This window comes from Hoeflea algicola, from assembly GCF_026619415.1.
In the GTDB taxonomy this organism is placed as follows: domain Bacteria; phylum Pseudomonadota; class Alphaproteobacteria; order Rhizobiales; family Rhizobiaceae; genus Hoeflea; species Hoeflea algicola.
This window is the reverse complement of the sequence record NZ_JAOVZR010000001.1, coordinates 4,700,233-4,714,362: the sequence shown is the minus strand read 5'-3', so window position 1 is coordinate 4,714,362 and position 14,130 is coordinate 4,700,233. Positions and strand designations below refer to the sequence as shown.

The following is a 14,130-nucleotide window of genomic DNA, read 5'->3' as shown; positions in this document are numbered from 1 at the left end:
AATGGCACGGCTTGCCGCCTACCAAAAATTCGAGCAACGAGCCGGCGGGAACGGTTTCGTGCTGGTTCGCGTGCGCGAAGCCAAGGGATCGACACCGCGGGACATCGATGCCTGGATGCTGGTGTCAAAAGACGGGCTATTTGGCACCATCGGCGGAGGTCGACTGGAACTCGAAGCCATCGACCAGGCGCGCGATGTGCTGGCCGGCCATGGTGCTAAAGACCTGGCGCTGCCTCTGGGGCCGGCCATCGGCCAATGCTGTGGCGGCCACGTGACGCTGTCGTTCGAGATCGTCACCGAACCCCGTTATGACGAAATCGCGACGATGGTCAGCACCGAGGATGCTGCCGACCCGGAAGTCTGGCTGTTTGGCGGCGGCCATGTCGGCCGGGCGCTGGCGAATGCGCTATTGCTGTTACCGGTCAAGGTTCATGCCGTCGAGACAAGAAGCGACGAGCTCGAACAAATGCCCGAGGGCGCCAGCCGGCACCTGACCGCCCTGCCCGAAAGTCTGGTTGCAGATATTGCACCGGGAAGCGCGGTAATTGTTCTCACCCACGACCACGCGCTGGATTTCCTGATCGTCACGGCGGCACTTCAACGCGATGACCTGGCGCGGGTGGGCATGATCGGATCGGATACCAAGCGCGTCACCTTCGAGCATCAATATGTTCGCGAAGGCGGCGACAAGGCGCGGCTTGCAAGGCTGGTCTGTCCTATCGGGCGCAAGATTGCCGACAAGCGGCCTGAAGTGATTGCTGCGACCGTGGCCGCTGATATCATTGCCGCACTTGTTGATCGGCGCGAAGACGCCCGTCAGGTATTGTCCTGAAGCACTAGTTCTGATGCCCGCCACGCCGTGGCCATGGCCGCGGCATTGGTGTTACCGGTGACGATATTCGGGAACACCGAGCAGTCGACCACGCGCAAGCCGCCAACACCATGCACCCGCAGCCGTGAATCGACCACGGCACGCGCAGGATCAGGCCCCATGCGGCAGGTGGCAACCGGATGGTAGACCGTGCCGGAACGGCGACGGAAATCCTCGATCAAGGCCTCATCCTCGATCACATCGGGACCGGGCAGCAATTCCGTCTCAATGTAATCGGCCAGCGGCCTTGTCGCCGCCATCCGGCGTATGATCTTGCCGGTCGCCAACATCTCCGCGACATCGTCGGGATGCGATAGCGCATTGGCGGCAATCTTCGGCGGCTCGAACGGATCGGCCGAACGGATCATGATTTCGCCGCGGCTCTTGGGGCGGCAATTGGACCAACCGATGGAAAAGCCCGGCCACGGGTCGGGGCTCAGGATCGGCCGTTCACCGGGTCGTGGAAGAACCGTGGAGAAGGCCTGAAAATAGAGTTGCATATTGGGCCGCGTGCGGTTCGGATCAGTGCGGATGAAGCCGCCAGCCTGGTTGAGACTGACCGACAGCGGTCCGTCGCGCATCAGCAGGTAGCGCATGCCGGCTGACAGTTTTCCCCACAAGGGCCCGAGTTGCTGGTTGATGGTCGGGCAATTGGCGCGGAAGGTGTAGTTGGTGCCGATATGGTCTTCAAGATTGCGCCCGACATGGGCGTTATCGGCACGAACTCCGATCCCGAGGGATTGGAGATGATCGGCGGGGCCGATGCCCGAAAGTTGCAGCAATTGCGGCGAGTTGACCGATCCGCCGCTCAGGATCACTTCACACCCGGCCTTGATCGTCACGGTCTTGCCGCGGCGCATATAGGTCACGCCGGTGGCGCGCTGGCCGTCGAAAGTCAGACCGGTGACGTGGGCGCCGGTGATCACCCGCAGATTGGGCCGCGACATCGCAGGCCGCAGGAAGGCCCGTGCCGACGACAACCGCCTGCCCTTGTGAATGGTGAACTCGAACAGGCCGACGCCATCCTGGTTATCACCGTTGAAATCGGGATTCATCGGCAAGCCGATGGCCTGCGCGCTTTCGAACCATTTGCGGGTCAGCGGATGCACGGTCTTGTTGGGTACAAACAGCTTGAGCGGACCGGAACGGCCGCGCACGGCATCGTCACCAATGGCCGCACATTCGATCTCACGGAAAGCCGCGCAGATCTCGTCCGCCCCCCAGTCCGGATTGCCGGCATCGCGCCACTCGTCGAAATCAGCCCGCGCGCCGCGAACCCACACCATGGCGTTGATCGAGGATGAGCCACCGAGCACGCGCCCGCGCGGCCAGTGATCGATATTGCCGGCAAGCCCCGGATCCGGTTCCGCGCGGTACATCCAGTTGACCCGCTTGTCGAAAAAGGTCTTGCCGTAGCCCAGCGGCATCTGCACGAAAAAGCGCCTGTCGTCGCCGCCTGCTTCCAGCAGCAGCACCTTGTGGCGGCCAGAGGCAGACAGGCGCTCGGCCATGACGCAACCGGATGAGCCGGCGCCGACAATGATGAAATCGGGATTGTCCATGAGACCGCCGCACCAACCTGTTGCCTGACCCAGCGTTGTCACATTTTGCCATCGCGATCAACGGATTTGCATACCCGAAGGAGATCCCTCCCACCGTACAATTGCCGCGCGGTTTAGAGGCTATTGCCAAGGATTTTCGGCAATGGGGATGCTCTGCTCTACACGGAAAATTGTATGGACGACGCTTGTTCCATAAGCATGCTTACAATATATGGCGCTTATGAAAACAGCCACCATCGATCAATTCGGATTCCTGGTCCACGACGCCGCACGCTTGCTGCGCAAAAGTTTCGAGGCGCGGGTGCAGGAGCAAGGCTTGTCGTCAGCGCAATGGCGGCTGCTGGTGCGGGCGGTGCGCGAGGAAAACGCCACTCAGGCGCGGCTGGCGGAGTTGCTGGAAATCGAACCGATCAGCGTCTCACGACTGATTGACCGCATGGAACAGGGCGGCTGGGTCAAGCGCTGCGCCCATGAAAGCGATCGCCGGACCAACCGGATCATTCCGACGGAAAAAAGCATGGCTGCCTATTCGACGATCAAGGCGGTGGCAGCCGATGTGTTCGAGATGGCGATGACGGGACTTGATGACGACCATCGTCAAACGCTGGTCTCGGCACTGACCATTGTTGTTGAAAACCTGTCCTCCGATGAACCCCAGGCGGCTGCCGATGCCGCCGAATTTCAGGCTAGTTGATGAGCACCCAGACCAAACTCTCCGCTGCAAATGCCGACATTCCTACCTCGAAAGACGCGCGCCCAGGCGCGGCGCCGGTGGCAACATCGAACGCCCCTGGGGCAAAGAGCGGCGAGCCGGCGCCGATAAAGAAGAAGTCGAAGGCTCGACGCACCGTACTGATGCTGCTGGTGCCGAGCCTGCTCATTCTCGGTGGCGCCTATGCCTGGATCTCCGGCGGCCGGTTCGAGGAGACCGAGAACGCCAATCTGCGGCTGTCACGGATCAGCATCGCCAGCGAAATCGCCGGGAGGGTTGTCAGCGTCAATGTCAGCGAAAACAAGCCGGTCAAGAAGGGCGACGTGCTGTTTCAGGTCGATCCCGAGCCGTTGCAGATCGCCCTCAACCAGGCCAATGCCGCCGTTGAAAGCGCTCGCCTGAACATCATCCAGTTGCGCGCTGCCTACAAGCAGGCACTGACCCAGGAGCGGATCGCTTCCGACGATGTCGCCTTTTACCAGGACAATCTCGACCGCCAGAAGGCACTGACAACAAAGGGCGTGACAACCACGTCTTCACTCGACGATGCGCGCCACACCGCGCGCAAGGCGGCCGAAGACCTGATCGCAGCACAACAGAGCGTGTCTACCGCCAAGGCAGCTTTGGCCGGCAATCTGGATGGCGACATCGATTCCCACCCAATGGTGGTTGCCGCCAAGGCCGCGCGCGACAAAGCCGCCTACAATCTTGCCGTAGCCACGGTTTATGCCCCCGCCGACGGGCTGGTTTACCAGGCTTCGTCGTTCCGACCGGGCGAATATGTGACACCGGGTGCGGCGCTTTTTGATATTGTCGAGACTTCAAATTCCTGGATTGACGCCAATTTCAAGGAGCCGCAACTGGCCCATATGAAGCCGTCGCAACCGGCCGAAGTGGTATTTGACATTTTTCCAGACCGGCGGTTCAAGGCTTCAGTGGATTCAATCGGCGCCGGCACCGGTGCGGAATTCTCGTTGCTTCCGGCACAGAACGCCACCGGCAACTGGGTCAAGGTTACGCAGCGAATCCCGGTCAGACTGACGCTCGACAACCCCGAGGCCAACATCCTGGCGCGTTCGGGCCTGAGCGCCACCGTGACCGTGGACACCGGCGCAAGCCGCAGCTTTGGCGACCTTTTCAGTTCAGCCAAAGCCGCGGAATAATTTTCACGCCGGAAACCAACAGCCATGAGCACTTCCATCGATCCCGGCCATGATGTGCCGCATCGCGGCCTGATCACGGTCTCGATCATGCTGGCGACAATCATGCAGGTGCTCGATACGGCGATCGCCAATGTGGCGTTGCCGTCGATGGTCGGCGATCTGGAAGCCTCCCAAGACACCATCACCTGGGTTCTCACCTCCTATATCGTGGCAGCGGCGATCATGACGCCGGTCACCGGTTGGATCGCCGACCGGGTTGGCCGACGACAGTTGTTCCTGTTGTCGATTGTCGGCTTCACCATCGCCTCGATGGCCTGCGGGATGGCACCGAACCTTGAAGTGATGGTGGGGTTCAGAATTCTGCAAGGCGTCTTCGGCGCAGCAATCGTGCCGCTGTCACAGACTTTCCTGCTCGACATCAACCCGAAAGAACGGCACGGACAGGCGATGGCGATCTGGGGCGCCGGCATCATGGTCGGTCCTATCATCGGGCCGACGCTGGGTGGGTGGCTCACCGATACGCTGAACTGGCGGTGGGTATTCTTCATCAACCTGCCGGTCGGCATTATCGCCTTCATGGGCTGTGCGGGCTATTTGCCGGAAGTGCCGCGGCGGTTGCGGCGCTTCGATTTCTTCGGCTTCGCCATGCTTTCGCTCGGCGTCGGCGCCTTGCAACTGATGCTTGACCGCGGCGGCGAGGTGGACTGGTTCGAAGCCTGGGAAGTATGGATTGAACTGGCGCTGGCGATCACCGGTTTCTGGGTGTTCATCGTGCATCTGGCCAGCAATGACGACACCTTCGTCGATCCAAAAATCTTTGCCGACCGCAATTTCGCGACCGGTCTGGTGCTGATTTTTGTCGTCGGTATTGTGCTGCTGGCCAGTCTGGCGTTGCTACCGCCGATGCTGTCGCGGGTATTCGGCTATTCGACCATAACAACGGGACTGGTGATGGCGCCGCGCGGCATGGGCACGATGGTGTCGATGCTGCTGGTGGGGCGGCTGGTGCGCACCGTCGATGCCCGCTATCTGGTCATCACCGGGCTGCTGCTGACGGCATACTCGCTGCACATGATGACCAGTTTTTCCCCGCAAATGGACAGCTGGCCGGTGATTTCCACCGGCATCGTTCAGGGGCTTGGTCTCGGCCTGGTGTTCGTGCCGCTGTCGACCGTGGCTTTTGCCACGCTGCCGGTGCAGTACCGCACCGATGCGGCCAGCATGTTCAGCCTGGTGCGCAATATCGGCTCATCGATCGGCATTTCGGTGGTGACGCTGTTCCTCAGCCGCAATCTGCAGATCAACCATGTCGAACTCGGCGCCTTCATAAACCCGTACAATCCAACGCTGAAAAGCGTGATTCCAAACGCGGCATCCAGCCCGGAAATGCTGCAGGTGCTCGACGGGCTGGTCAACCAGCAGGCGCTGATGATTTCCTATAACAACGATTTCAAGCTGATGATGGTGGTGACGTTGTGCGCGGTTCCGCTGGCGCTGATGCTGCGCAAGCCGAAGATGGCCGCAGCTCCCGCCGGTGCACCCGCCGCGCATATGGACTGACAGACTACAAACAAGCGCCTTTACGGCACGGTCTGCGTGGGCCCGAGCCCGATTGGCCAAACCCGCAGGTCGGTCTATCCGGCCGGGATAATATCAGCGATGCGCTTGCCCTCAGCATCGAATGCCAGCAGCCGTGACGGGTCCACCGCCAATCCTGCTTTGTCGTCGGGCTTGGGCAGGGTGACCTCGCCGTCGATGCGCACCACCACATTGTCGCCGGTGGCAGTCAGCATGTGCACCAGCGTTTCCGCACCGAGCGGCTCGCAGAAATTCACGGTCGCGTCAAACAGGCCGCCCCCCGGTGCAACGAGCGAAATGTGTTCGGGCCGCACGCCGATTACCGATCCGGCGCCAAGGTCCCTGCCCCGCACCTGATACCCGCCGCCAACCGTGGCGGTGCCATCGGTGATCTCGGTCTTGAGCACATTCATCGGCGGCGAACCGATGAACCCCGCCACAAACAGGGTCTGCGGGTTGGCATAGACCTCGAGCGGCGCGCCCATCTGTTCGGCGACGCCAGCATTCATGACGATCATGCGGTCAGCCAGCGTCATCGCCTCGACCTGATCGTGGGTGACATAGAGCGCGGTGACGCCGAGCTTGCGCTGCAACGCCTTGATCTCGAGGCGCATCTGCACACGCAGTTTGGCGTCGAGATTAGACAGCGGCTCGTCAAACAGGAAAACCGCGGGTTTGCGGACAATCGCCCGGCCCATGGCCACGCGCTGGCGCTGGCCGCCGGAGAGTTGCCGCGGCTTGCGGTCGAGATAGGGCTCGAGTTCGAGCATCCGCGCCGCCTCGGTGACACGGTCGAGGATATCCGGCTTTGGCACATTGGCTATCTTGAGCCCGTAGGCCATGTTGTCGAACACGCTCATATGCGGATAGAGCGCGTAGTTTTGAAACACCATGGCGATATCGCGTTCACGCGGCTCGAGATCGTTGACCACCCGGTCGCCGATGGTGATCTCACCCGAGGTGATAGTCTCAAGCCCGGCAACCATGCGCAGCAGAGTAGACTTGCCACAGCCCGACGGGCCGACAATGACGATGAACTCGCCGTCGCTGATCTTTGCATCGATGCCGTGGATGACCTCGGTGCGGCCGTAGTTCTTCCGGATTGCCTTGAGGGTAATTTCAGCCATTGGAACTCATTTCTCGCTTTCGACCAGACCCTTGACGAAGAGCTTCTGCATGCCGACCACCACCAGCACCGGCGGCAGCATGGCGAGCATGGCGGTGGCCATGATCACCGGCCACTCGACTGTCTGGTCGCCGGTCGGCAGGATCTGCTTGATGCCCATGACAACGGTGTTCATCGACGGGTCGGTGGTGATCAGCAACGGCCAGAGATACTGGTTCCAGCCGTAGATGAAGAGGATGACAAACAGGGCAGCGATGTTGGTGCGCGACATCGGCAACAGGATGTCGATGAAGAACCGGATCGGTCCGGCGCCGTCGACACGGGCCGCCTCGACCAGCTCGTCGGGGATGGTCATGAACAATTGGCGGAACAGGAAGGTGGCCGTAGCCGAGGCGATCAACGGCAGGATCAGCCCGGTGTAGCTGTTGAGCAGCCCGAGGCTTGCCACCACCTCATAGGTGGGAACGATGCGGACCTCGACCGGCAGCATCAGCGTGACAAAGATCATCCAGAAGAAGAACATCCGGAAGCGGAACCGGAAATAGACGATGGCATAGGCCGACAACAGCGAGATGGCGATCTTGCCGATGGTAATGCCAAGCGCCATCACCAGCGAGTTGAACAGCATCTTCCATACCGGCGCATTGCCACCCGCCAGCAGCGCTTCGAGGTAGTTGTCAATGAAATGCGGCCCCGGCAGCAGCGGCATCGGCGGGCGCACCAGATCGGCCTGCGTCACCGTGGAGGCAACAAAGGCAATCCAGATCGGAAAACAGATAATCGCCACGCCAAGAATCAGGCCGGCATGGGTGAGCCAGATTCCGACGCCTCGTTTTTCGACCATGCCGCTCATCAGTAATGCACCCGCCGTTCAATGAACCGGAACTGGACCACCGTCAGGATTGTCACCAGCACAAGGAGCACCACTGACTGCGCTGCCGAAGATCCGAGATCCTGGCCGATGAAGCCATCGGCGAAAACCTTGTAGACAAGGATCGTGGTCGATTGTTGCGGGCCGCCCTGGGTAATCGTGTGAATGACCCCGAAGGTATCGAAAAAGGCATAGATGACATTGACCACGAGCAGGAAAAAGGTGGTCGGCGACAACAGCGGGAAAACGATGGTCCAGAACCGGCGCCAGAAGCTGGCGCCGTCGATCGCCGCGGCCTCGATGACGCTTTTGGGGATTGCCTGCAGACCGGCGAGGAAAAACAGGAAATTGTAACTGATCTGCTTCCAGGCCGAAGCCGCCACCACCAGCGCCATGGCTTCGCCGCCATCAAGATTGTGATTCCAGGCATAGCCCAGTTGAGACAGCATCCAGGCGATGATGCCGGTGAACGGATTGAACATGAACAGCCACAGCACGCCGGCGATTGCCGGGGCAACGGCATAGGGCCAGATCAGCAGAGTGCGGTAGGCGCCCGAGCCCTTGATCACCCGGTCAGCCAGCACCGCCAGCCATAGAGCAAACGACATCGACGAGACCGTCACCAGTACGGAGAAGACGCCGGTGGTGAGAAACGCCTCGCGATAATACTGGTTGGAAAACAGATATTCGAAATTGCCAAGTCCGACGAACTGGGTCTTCAGCCCGAACGGATCGGGAATGAAGGCGGACTGGTAGATCGCCTGTCCGGCGGGCCAGAAGAAGAACACGATCGTGACAAGCAGTTGCGGCGCCACCAAGAGATACGGCAGCCAGCGATTGTCGAAGACGACGCGCTTTTCCATGGTTCACCCGAAACAAGATTGGGATCGGCGGGGCTCTTGTGAACCCCGCCGAAGACTGTGTTGTTACTTGTTGGCCTGCTCGAAACGGCGGAGCAGTTCATTGCCGCGCGAGACAGCCGAGTCAAGCGCATCCTTGGCCGACTTGGAGCCGTTCCAGACACCTTCGAGTTCTTCATCGATGACGCCGCGGATCTGGTCGAAGCTGCCGAGCCGTAGACCCTTGGAGTTGGCAGTCGGTGCCTTGCCGGTCATCTGGATAATGGAGATGTCGGTGCCCGGGTTTTCGTCATAGAAACCGGAAGCCTTGGTGGCGTCATACGCCGCCATGGTGATCGGCAGATAACCGGTATCCTGATGCCACTTGGCCTGGATGTCCGAGCTGGACAGGAAGTTGAAGAAGGCTGCAACGCCCTTGTATTCTTCCGGGGTCTGACCGGCCATGGCCCACAGCGAAGCGCCGCCGATGATGGTGTTTTGCGGTGCGCCTTCGACATCGCTCCAGTAAGGCAGCGGGCGAATGGCGAAATCGAAGGTCGCTTCCTTCTTCACGCCGGCATAGCCAGCCGACGATTCGGTGAACAATGCGCATTCACCGGCACGGAACGGTGCACCACCTTCGTTGCGACGGCCCGAATAGATGAACTTGCCGTCCTTGGCCCACTGGCCCATGGTTTCGATGTGCTTGACCTGAACATCACCGTTGAAGGTGAGTTCGGTGTCGAGACCGGCAAAACCGTTCTCCTGCGAGGCAAAAGGTACATTGTGATAGGCAGAAAGGTTCTCAAGGTGAACCCAGCTCTGCCATGCAGTCGTCAGCGGGCACTTGTTGCCCGATTCCTTGAGCGCGTCGAGAGCCGTTCCAACCTGTTCCCAGGTCGAAAGATCCATTTCTGGATCGAGACCAGCAGCCTTCAGCGCATCCTTGTTGACGTAGAGCACCGGGGTCGAGGAGTTGTAAGGCAGCGACAGCATCTGGCCTTCGGTGGTCGTGTAATAACCGGCAACGGCGGCAAGATAGACTGACTGATCGAACGGCAGGCCGGATTCGGCCATCACTTCATAGACCGGCTTGATGGCGCCCTTGGCTGCCATCATCGTGGCAGTGCCGACTTCGAACACCTGAAGGATGTCAGGCTGCTCGCCCGCACGGAAGGCGGCGATGCCGGCGTTGAGCGTTTCGGAATAATTGCCCTTGTTGGTGGCAACGACCACGAACTCGTCCTGCGACGCATTGAACTTGGAAACCTGCTCGTCAAGAAGCTCGCCGAGGCGTCCGGTGAAAGCATGCCAGAAATCAACCTGGGTGGCGGCGGTGGCTGGTGCGACACCAGCCATGAGTGCGGCGATGACGCCAGCAGCGATGTATCTTTTCATTTAGTCTTCCTCCAAAGATGGGAAACACGTGAAACGAACGCATCCCGAAAGGGAAACGTACCGTTGCCCCTTCTAATGCGCAAATGAAAACAGTTATGTGACGGTCAAAATGAAAATCCGGGGGTCGTCGGCCCTTTCGCGAATATTCCGACAATCGCGAGGATTTTCAGGCAAAACCCGGAACTGATTAAACGCCGGAACATCCAACTCAGGCTTCCCATTGTGCGCCACATTGCGCATCATGACGGTAGCAAGCACCGAAACATCAAAGGCTTTTTGGGGGACCCACATGTACGAATACGCCCTGGCATGGGAATGGCTGAGCTTCGCCGTACGCTGGCTGCATGTGATCACGGCCATCGCCTGGATCGGATCATCGTTCTATTTCATCGCGCTGGACCTTGGCCTGGTGCAACGGCCGGGCCTGCCCGAAGGCGCCTACGGCGAAGAATGGCAGGTGCATGGCGGCGGCTTCTACCATATCCAGAAATACCTGGTCGCGCCGGAACGGCTGCCCGAACACCTGACCTGGTTCAAATGGGAAAGCTACGTCACCTGGCTGTCGGGCTTTGCGATGCTGTGCGTGGTCTATTACGCCGGCGCCGAGCTTTATCTGATCGACGCCAATGTGCTTGATGTCTCCGCCCCCATCGCCATTGCCATTTCGGTGGCGTCGATCGTGCTGGGATGGATCATCTATGACCTTCTGTGCAAATCACCGATCGGCAACAGCACGACCGGCTTGATGGTGGTGCTGTTTGCGGTGCTGGTGGCGATGGCCTGGGGCTATACCCAGGTATTTACCGGCCGCGCCGCTCTGTTGCATCTGGGTGCCTTCACCGCGACAATCATGAGCGCCAATGTGGCGATGATCATCATTCCCAACCAGAAGGTAGTGGTCGCCGACCTCAGGGCCGGACGCAAGCCGGACCCGAAATATGGCCGCATCGCCAAGCAGCGCTCGCTGCACAACAACTACCTCACCCTGCCGGTGATTTTCCTGATGCTGTCCAACCACTATCCGCTTGCCTTTGCCACCCAGTGGAACTGGCTGATCGCTGCGCTGGTGTTTTTGATGGGGGTTACCATCCGCCACTGGTTCAACACGGTGCACGCCCGCCAGGGCAAGCCGCACTGGACCTGGGCCGTCACCGTGGCGCTGTTTGCCGCCATCATGTGGCTGTCGAGCCTGCCGCGGACCGACGAACCGGTCGAGGAAGCCCAACTTGCGCCGACCTTCCAGCGGTTTGTCGACAACGCCCATTTCGAAGCCGTCAGCGAGACCGTGCTCGGCCGCTGCTCGATGTGCCACGCCGCGGAGCCGTTCTGGGACGGCATCGCCCATGCGCCCAAGGACGTCAAACTCGAAACCGAAGCGCAGATCGCCCGTCACGCACGGGAAATCTATCTTCAGGCAGGACGCAGCCACGCCATGCCGCCCGGCAATGTCAGCTTCATCGAACCCGAAGAGCGTCGCCTGATCGTCGCCTGGTATGAATCGGCCGTTGCCGGAGAGACTGCTCAATGACGACCAGACTGCTGCGTGGACGAACCTTGAGTTTTGTCTCCCGCCCGCAAGCGCGGGATGACCATGAAAGTTACATCTATGAGGAAGACGGTGCGCTGCTGATCGAGGATGGCAAGATCTCTGCTGCCGGCACCTATGCCGATATCAAACGGACGGCGCCCGAAGGAACGGAGATCATCGACCACCGGCCGCTGTTGCTGATGGCGGGATTCATCGATCCGCATATCCATTTCCCGCAAATGCAGGTGACGGCAAGCTATGCCGCCAATCTGCTGGAATGGCTCAACACCTACACATTCGTCGAGGAACAGCGGTTTGCCGATGCCGATCACTGCGCCCGTTTCGCCAAGCTGTTCTTTGATGAATTGCTGCGCCAGGGCACCACGACAGCGGCCGCCTATTGCTCGGTTCACAAGGGGTCCGCCGACGCCTATTTCGCCGAAGCCACGCGCCGCAACCTGCTGATGATCGGCGGCAAGGTGATGATGGATCGCAATGCGCCGGAGCCGCTGACCGACACAGCGCAATCGAGTTACGACGACACCAAGGCCGTTATCGAGAGCTGGCACGGCAAGGGCCGGAACCATGTCGCAATCACCCCGCGGTTTGCCATCACGTCGACGGCGGCGCAGCTTGATGCCGCCGGCACGCTGGCACGTGAATATCCCGATTTATTGATCCAGACCCATCTGTCGGAGAATGACGCCGAGATCGCCTACACGCTCGAACTCTATCCCGACGCAAAGGACTACACCGATGTCTATGCCCGTCACGGTTTGCTGAGCGAAAAGGCGCTGCTCGGGCATGCGATCCATCTGTCGGACCGGGAGATGGCAGTCATCGCTGAAGCCGGTGCGGTTGCCGTGCATTGCCCGACCTCGAACCTGTTCCTGGGCTCGGGCCTGTTTGATCTCAAGCGGATCAAGCAGCATGGGGTGCGCACGGCGATTGCCACCGACATTGGCGGCGGCTCGAGCTACTCGCTGCTCAGAACCCTCGACGAGGCCTACAAGATCCAGCAATTGCGCGGCTACCGACTGCCGCCACTTGAAAATTTCTGGCAGGCAACGCGCGGCAATGCCGAAGCGCTGGGGCTGGTCGAGCGGATCGGCACGCTGGAGGCCGGTAGCGACGCCGACATTATCGCGCTGGATTCGTCGGCGACACCAGCGATGCAGATCCGCCGCGAAACGGTATCGACGCTGGAAGAGGAATTGTTCCTGCTGCAGACACTGGGCGACGACCGCACGGTGCGCCAAGTCTACGTGGCCGGCGAGGCAGTTTGAGCAGAACCGCTAACAGACCGGGAAATCGTCACAATTTTGTCTTAACCTTTTGTTAATCACCTTCCTGCAAGCTGGTTTCCAGCAGCGGTCTTTCCGAAGATCGCAAACAAAGTCGCGTGAGCACGGATGTACTGCCACGCGGCTTTCGCTTTTTCCGGCTTGCCGTTTTCACTTGCAAGCCCACAGCCTGCCAGCCAACGAGCGAATCTGGTGGCGCGGGATGAGATACAAACCAGCTCTATGTTTGAGATGTTGCCGGGCGCATTGCGTCCGGCCCGGGCCGTCAGTTAGCTGCTAACTTCAACTACCGCGATAGGTTGAATAGCCGTAAGCCGAGATCAGCAGCGGTACGTGGTAATGAGCGCTGGTGTCGGCTATGCCGAAGCGGATCGGGATAACATCGAGAAACGCCGGATTGGGCAACTCTTCGCCCACCGAGCGCAGATAATCACCAGCATGAAAAACCAGCTCGTAGACTCCACTCGTCAATTCGCCAGCCGACAGCACCGGGCTATCGACGCGTCCGTCGGAATTGGTTTGCACGGTCTTGACGTGGCGTCGATCCAGTCCGTCAACCTGAACGAGTTCGATGACCAGATGGGCGGCAGGACAGCCGCGTGCGGTGTCGAGAACATGGGTCGTCAGGCGTCCGGTTGCGAGCGGTGTGGCGGGCATGGGCTTCTCCTTCGAAGGGAACTTCAAGGCGCGGTGATGACATAGGGCGCGGGATACCCGATCTCTTCGAGATTGGTGCCGTCGCCTTCACGGTCCATTACCAGAAAATTGCAGGGTTCACCCACCGCGATCAGCGGATGATGCCAGATATTGCGAGCGTATTGAACACCAACATTGCCCGGCACCCTGAACGCGCGCGGCGGCCCCGGAAGGCCATCCTCGTCCTCAGCGACAACCGCAATCCAGGCCCGGTTGGTGACCGGGAAAAACGCCTGGCTGCCAAGCGGGTGGCGTTCCATCATGGTGATCTTGTAGGGAAATACCCGGGGCTGGCCGCGAAACAGCGACAGAATGGTGCGGCCACCCTCTGTTTCTGTATCGGCCGTGGCGAGCGCATGGAAACGCTCAGTTGTGCCTTCATTGATCATCCGCTTTTCAGCGAGATCAGTGTCGAGCACGGTGCCGAAGGGAGCAAAGGCTTTGGCCGTCAGCGGCTCGAGTGTGAGTTCTTGCATCGGCGA

13 protein-coding genes are annotated in these 14,130 nt (G+C 60.2%); 6 read left to right on the top strand and 7 right to left on the bottom strand.

All coding sequences use genetic code 11. The annotated features are described in order from the left end of the window. The first annotated feature begins 1 nt into the window (after window position 1). Window positions 2-832 carry a xanthine dehydrogenase accessory protein XdhC gene (xdhC, locus tag OEG84_RS22825; protein WP_267655895.1) on the top strand — a complete coding sequence of 277 codons (831 nt, stop codon included), beginning with the start codon at window positions 2-4 and terminating at the stop codon, window positions 830-832. Here xdhC and OEG84_RS22820 read toward each other — a convergent pair. Beyond that, window positions 817-2,433 (bottom strand): GMC family oxidoreductase, encoded by a 1,617-nt coding sequence (locus OEG84_RS22820; protein WP_267655894.1) that lies wholly within the window; start codon window positions 2,431-2,433, stop codon window positions 817-819. The two genes, xdhC and OEG84_RS22820, sit on opposite strands and share 16 nt — an antisense overlap. Before the next feature lie 211 nt (window positions 2,434-2,644). On the opposite strand from OEG84_RS22820, the gene OEG84_RS22815 reads away from it, so the two are divergent. The 3 genes from OEG84_RS22815 to OEG84_RS22805 are packed head-to-tail and all read left to right on the top strand — an operon-like array spanning window position 2,645 to window position 5,868. After that, the gene (locus OEG84_RS22815) at window positions 2,645-3,127 is read left to right on the top strand and encodes a MarR family winged helix-turn-helix transcriptional regulator (protein ID WP_324288242.1); all 483 of its coding nucleotides are present in this window, start codon (window positions 2,645-2,647) and stop codon (window positions 3,125-3,127) included. Continuing rightward, entirely contained in the window at window positions 3,127-4,308 is a 1,182-nt protein-coding gene (locus tag OEG84_RS22810) for an HlyD family secretion protein (protein WP_267655893.1), read from the top strand. The genes OEG84_RS22815 and OEG84_RS22810 overlap by 1 nt, the downstream gene beginning before the upstream one ends. A gap of 24 nt (window positions 4,309-4,332) precedes the next feature. Further along, a complete protein-coding gene (locus OEG84_RS22805; protein WP_267655892.1) occupies window positions 4,333-5,868 on the top strand; it encodes a DHA2 family efflux MFS transporter permease subunit in 1,536 nt (511 codons plus the stop codon). Between the two features lie 74 nt (window positions 5,869-5,942). Here OEG84_RS22805 and OEG84_RS22800 read toward each other — a convergent pair whose 3' ends face one another. From OEG84_RS22800 to ugpB, 4 genes are all read right to left on the bottom strand, one after another. Then, window positions 5,943-7,013: a sn-glycerol-3-phosphate import ATP-binding protein UgpC gene (locus OEG84_RS22800; RefSeq protein ID WP_267655891.1), complete on the bottom strand. Its 1,071-nt coding sequence runs from the start codon at window positions 7,011-7,013 to the stop codon at window positions 5,943-5,945. A 6-nt stretch (window positions 7,014-7,019) separates the two neighbouring features. Further along, on the bottom strand, window positions 7,020-7,856 hold the full coding sequence (ugpE, locus tag OEG84_RS22795; RefSeq protein WP_267656297.1) for a sn-glycerol-3-phosphate ABC transporter permease UgpE: 837 nt from the start codon (window positions 7,854-7,856) through the stop codon (window positions 7,020-7,022). A gap of 8 nt (window positions 7,857-7,864) precedes the next feature. Continuing rightward, window positions 7,865-8,746 carry a sn-glycerol-3-phosphate ABC transporter permease UgpA gene (gene ugpA, locus OEG84_RS22790; RefSeq protein WP_267655890.1) on the bottom strand — a complete coding sequence of 294 codons (882 nt, stop codon included), beginning with the start codon at window positions 8,744-8,746 and terminating at the stop codon, window positions 7,865-7,867. Between the two features lie 63 nt (window positions 8,747-8,809). Beyond that, window positions 8,810-10,120 carry a sn-glycerol-3-phosphate ABC transporter substrate-binding protein UgpB gene (gene ugpB, locus OEG84_RS22785; RefSeq protein WP_267655889.1) on the bottom strand — a complete coding sequence of 437 codons (1,311 nt, stop codon included), beginning with the start codon at window positions 10,118-10,120 and terminating at the stop codon, window positions 8,810-8,812. A gap of 289 nt (window positions 10,121-10,409) precedes the next feature. Here ugpB and OEG84_RS22780 point away from each other — a divergent pair, with 289 nt between their 5' ends. Continuing rightward, a complete protein-coding gene (locus OEG84_RS22780; RefSeq protein WP_267655888.1) occupies window positions 10,410-11,648 on the top strand; it encodes a urate hydroxylase PuuD in 1,239 nt (412 codons plus the stop codon). After that, a complete protein-coding gene (gene guaD, locus OEG84_RS22775) occupies window positions 11,645-12,934 on the top strand; it encodes a guanine deaminase (protein ID WP_267655887.1) in 1,290 nt (429 codons plus the stop codon). The genes OEG84_RS22780 and guaD overlap by 4 nt, the downstream gene beginning before the upstream one ends. Window positions 12,935-13,234: 300 nt before the next feature. Here the strand turns inward: guaD and uraH are convergent, their stop codons facing one another. Then, window positions 13,235-13,609, bottom strand: coding sequence for a hydroxyisourate hydrolase (gene uraH / locus OEG84_RS22770; protein ID WP_267655886.1), 375 nt, complete (start codon window positions 13,607-13,609; stop codon window positions 13,235-13,237). Between the two features lie 23 nt (window positions 13,610-13,632). Next, the gene (locus OEG84_RS22765) at window positions 13,633-14,124 is read right to left on the bottom strand and encodes an ureidoglycolate lyase (protein WP_267655885.1); all 492 of its coding nucleotides are present in this window, start codon (window positions 14,122-14,124) and stop codon (window positions 13,633-13,635) included. Between the last annotated feature and the right edge of the window lie 6 nt (window positions 14,125-14,130).

Excerpts from the sequence above, each read along its gene's own strand:
- uraH (WP_267655886.1), bottom strand. The coding sequence starts at position 13,609 with ATGCCCGCCACACCGCTCGCAACCGGACGCCTGACGACCCATGTTCTC.
- ugpB (WP_267655889.1), bottom strand. The coding sequence starts at position 10,120 with ATGAAAAGATACATCGCTGCTGGCGTCATCGCCGCACTCATGGCTGGT.
- OEG84_RS22820 (WP_267655894.1), bottom strand. The coding sequence starts at position 2,433 with ATGGACAATCCCGATTTCATCATTGTCGGCGCCGGCTCATCCGGTTGC.
- OEG84_RS22810 (WP_267655893.1), top strand. The coding sequence starts at position 3,127 with ATGAGCACCCAGACCAAACTCTCCGCTGCAAATGCCGACATTCCTACC.
- xdhC (WP_267655895.1), top strand. The coding sequence starts at position 2 with ATGGCACGGCTTGCCGCCTACCAAAAATTCGAGCAACGAGCCGGCGGG.
- guaD (WP_267655887.1), top strand. The coding sequence starts at position 11,645 with ATGACGACCAGACTGCTGCGTGGACGAACCTTGAGTTTTGTCTCCCGC.
- ugpA (WP_267655890.1), bottom strand. The coding sequence starts at position 8,746 with ATGGAAAAGCGCGTCGTCTTCGACAATCGCTGGCTGCCGTATCTCTTG.
- OEG84_RS22765 (WP_267655885.1), bottom strand. The coding sequence starts at position 14,124 with ATGCAAGAACTCACACTCGAGCCGCTGACGGCCAAAGCCTTTGCTCCC.
- OEG84_RS22815 (WP_324288242.1), top strand. The coding sequence starts at position 2,645 with ATGGCGCTTATGAAAACAGCCACCATCGATCAATTCGGATTCCTGGTC.
- OEG84_RS22780 (WP_267655888.1), top strand. The coding sequence starts at position 10,410 with ATGTACGAATACGCCCTGGCATGGGAATGGCTGAGCTTCGCCGTACGC.
- ugpE (WP_267656297.1), bottom strand. The coding sequence starts at position 7,856 with ATGGTCGAAAAACGAGGCGTCGGAATCTGGCTCACCCATGCCGGCCTG.
- OEG84_RS22805 (WP_267655892.1), top strand. The coding sequence starts at position 4,333 with ATGAGCACTTCCATCGATCCCGGCCATGATGTGCCGCATCGCGGCCTG.
- OEG84_RS22800 (WP_267655891.1), bottom strand. The coding sequence starts at position 7,013 with ATGGCTGAAATTACCCTCAAGGCAATCCGGAAGAACTACGGCCGCACC.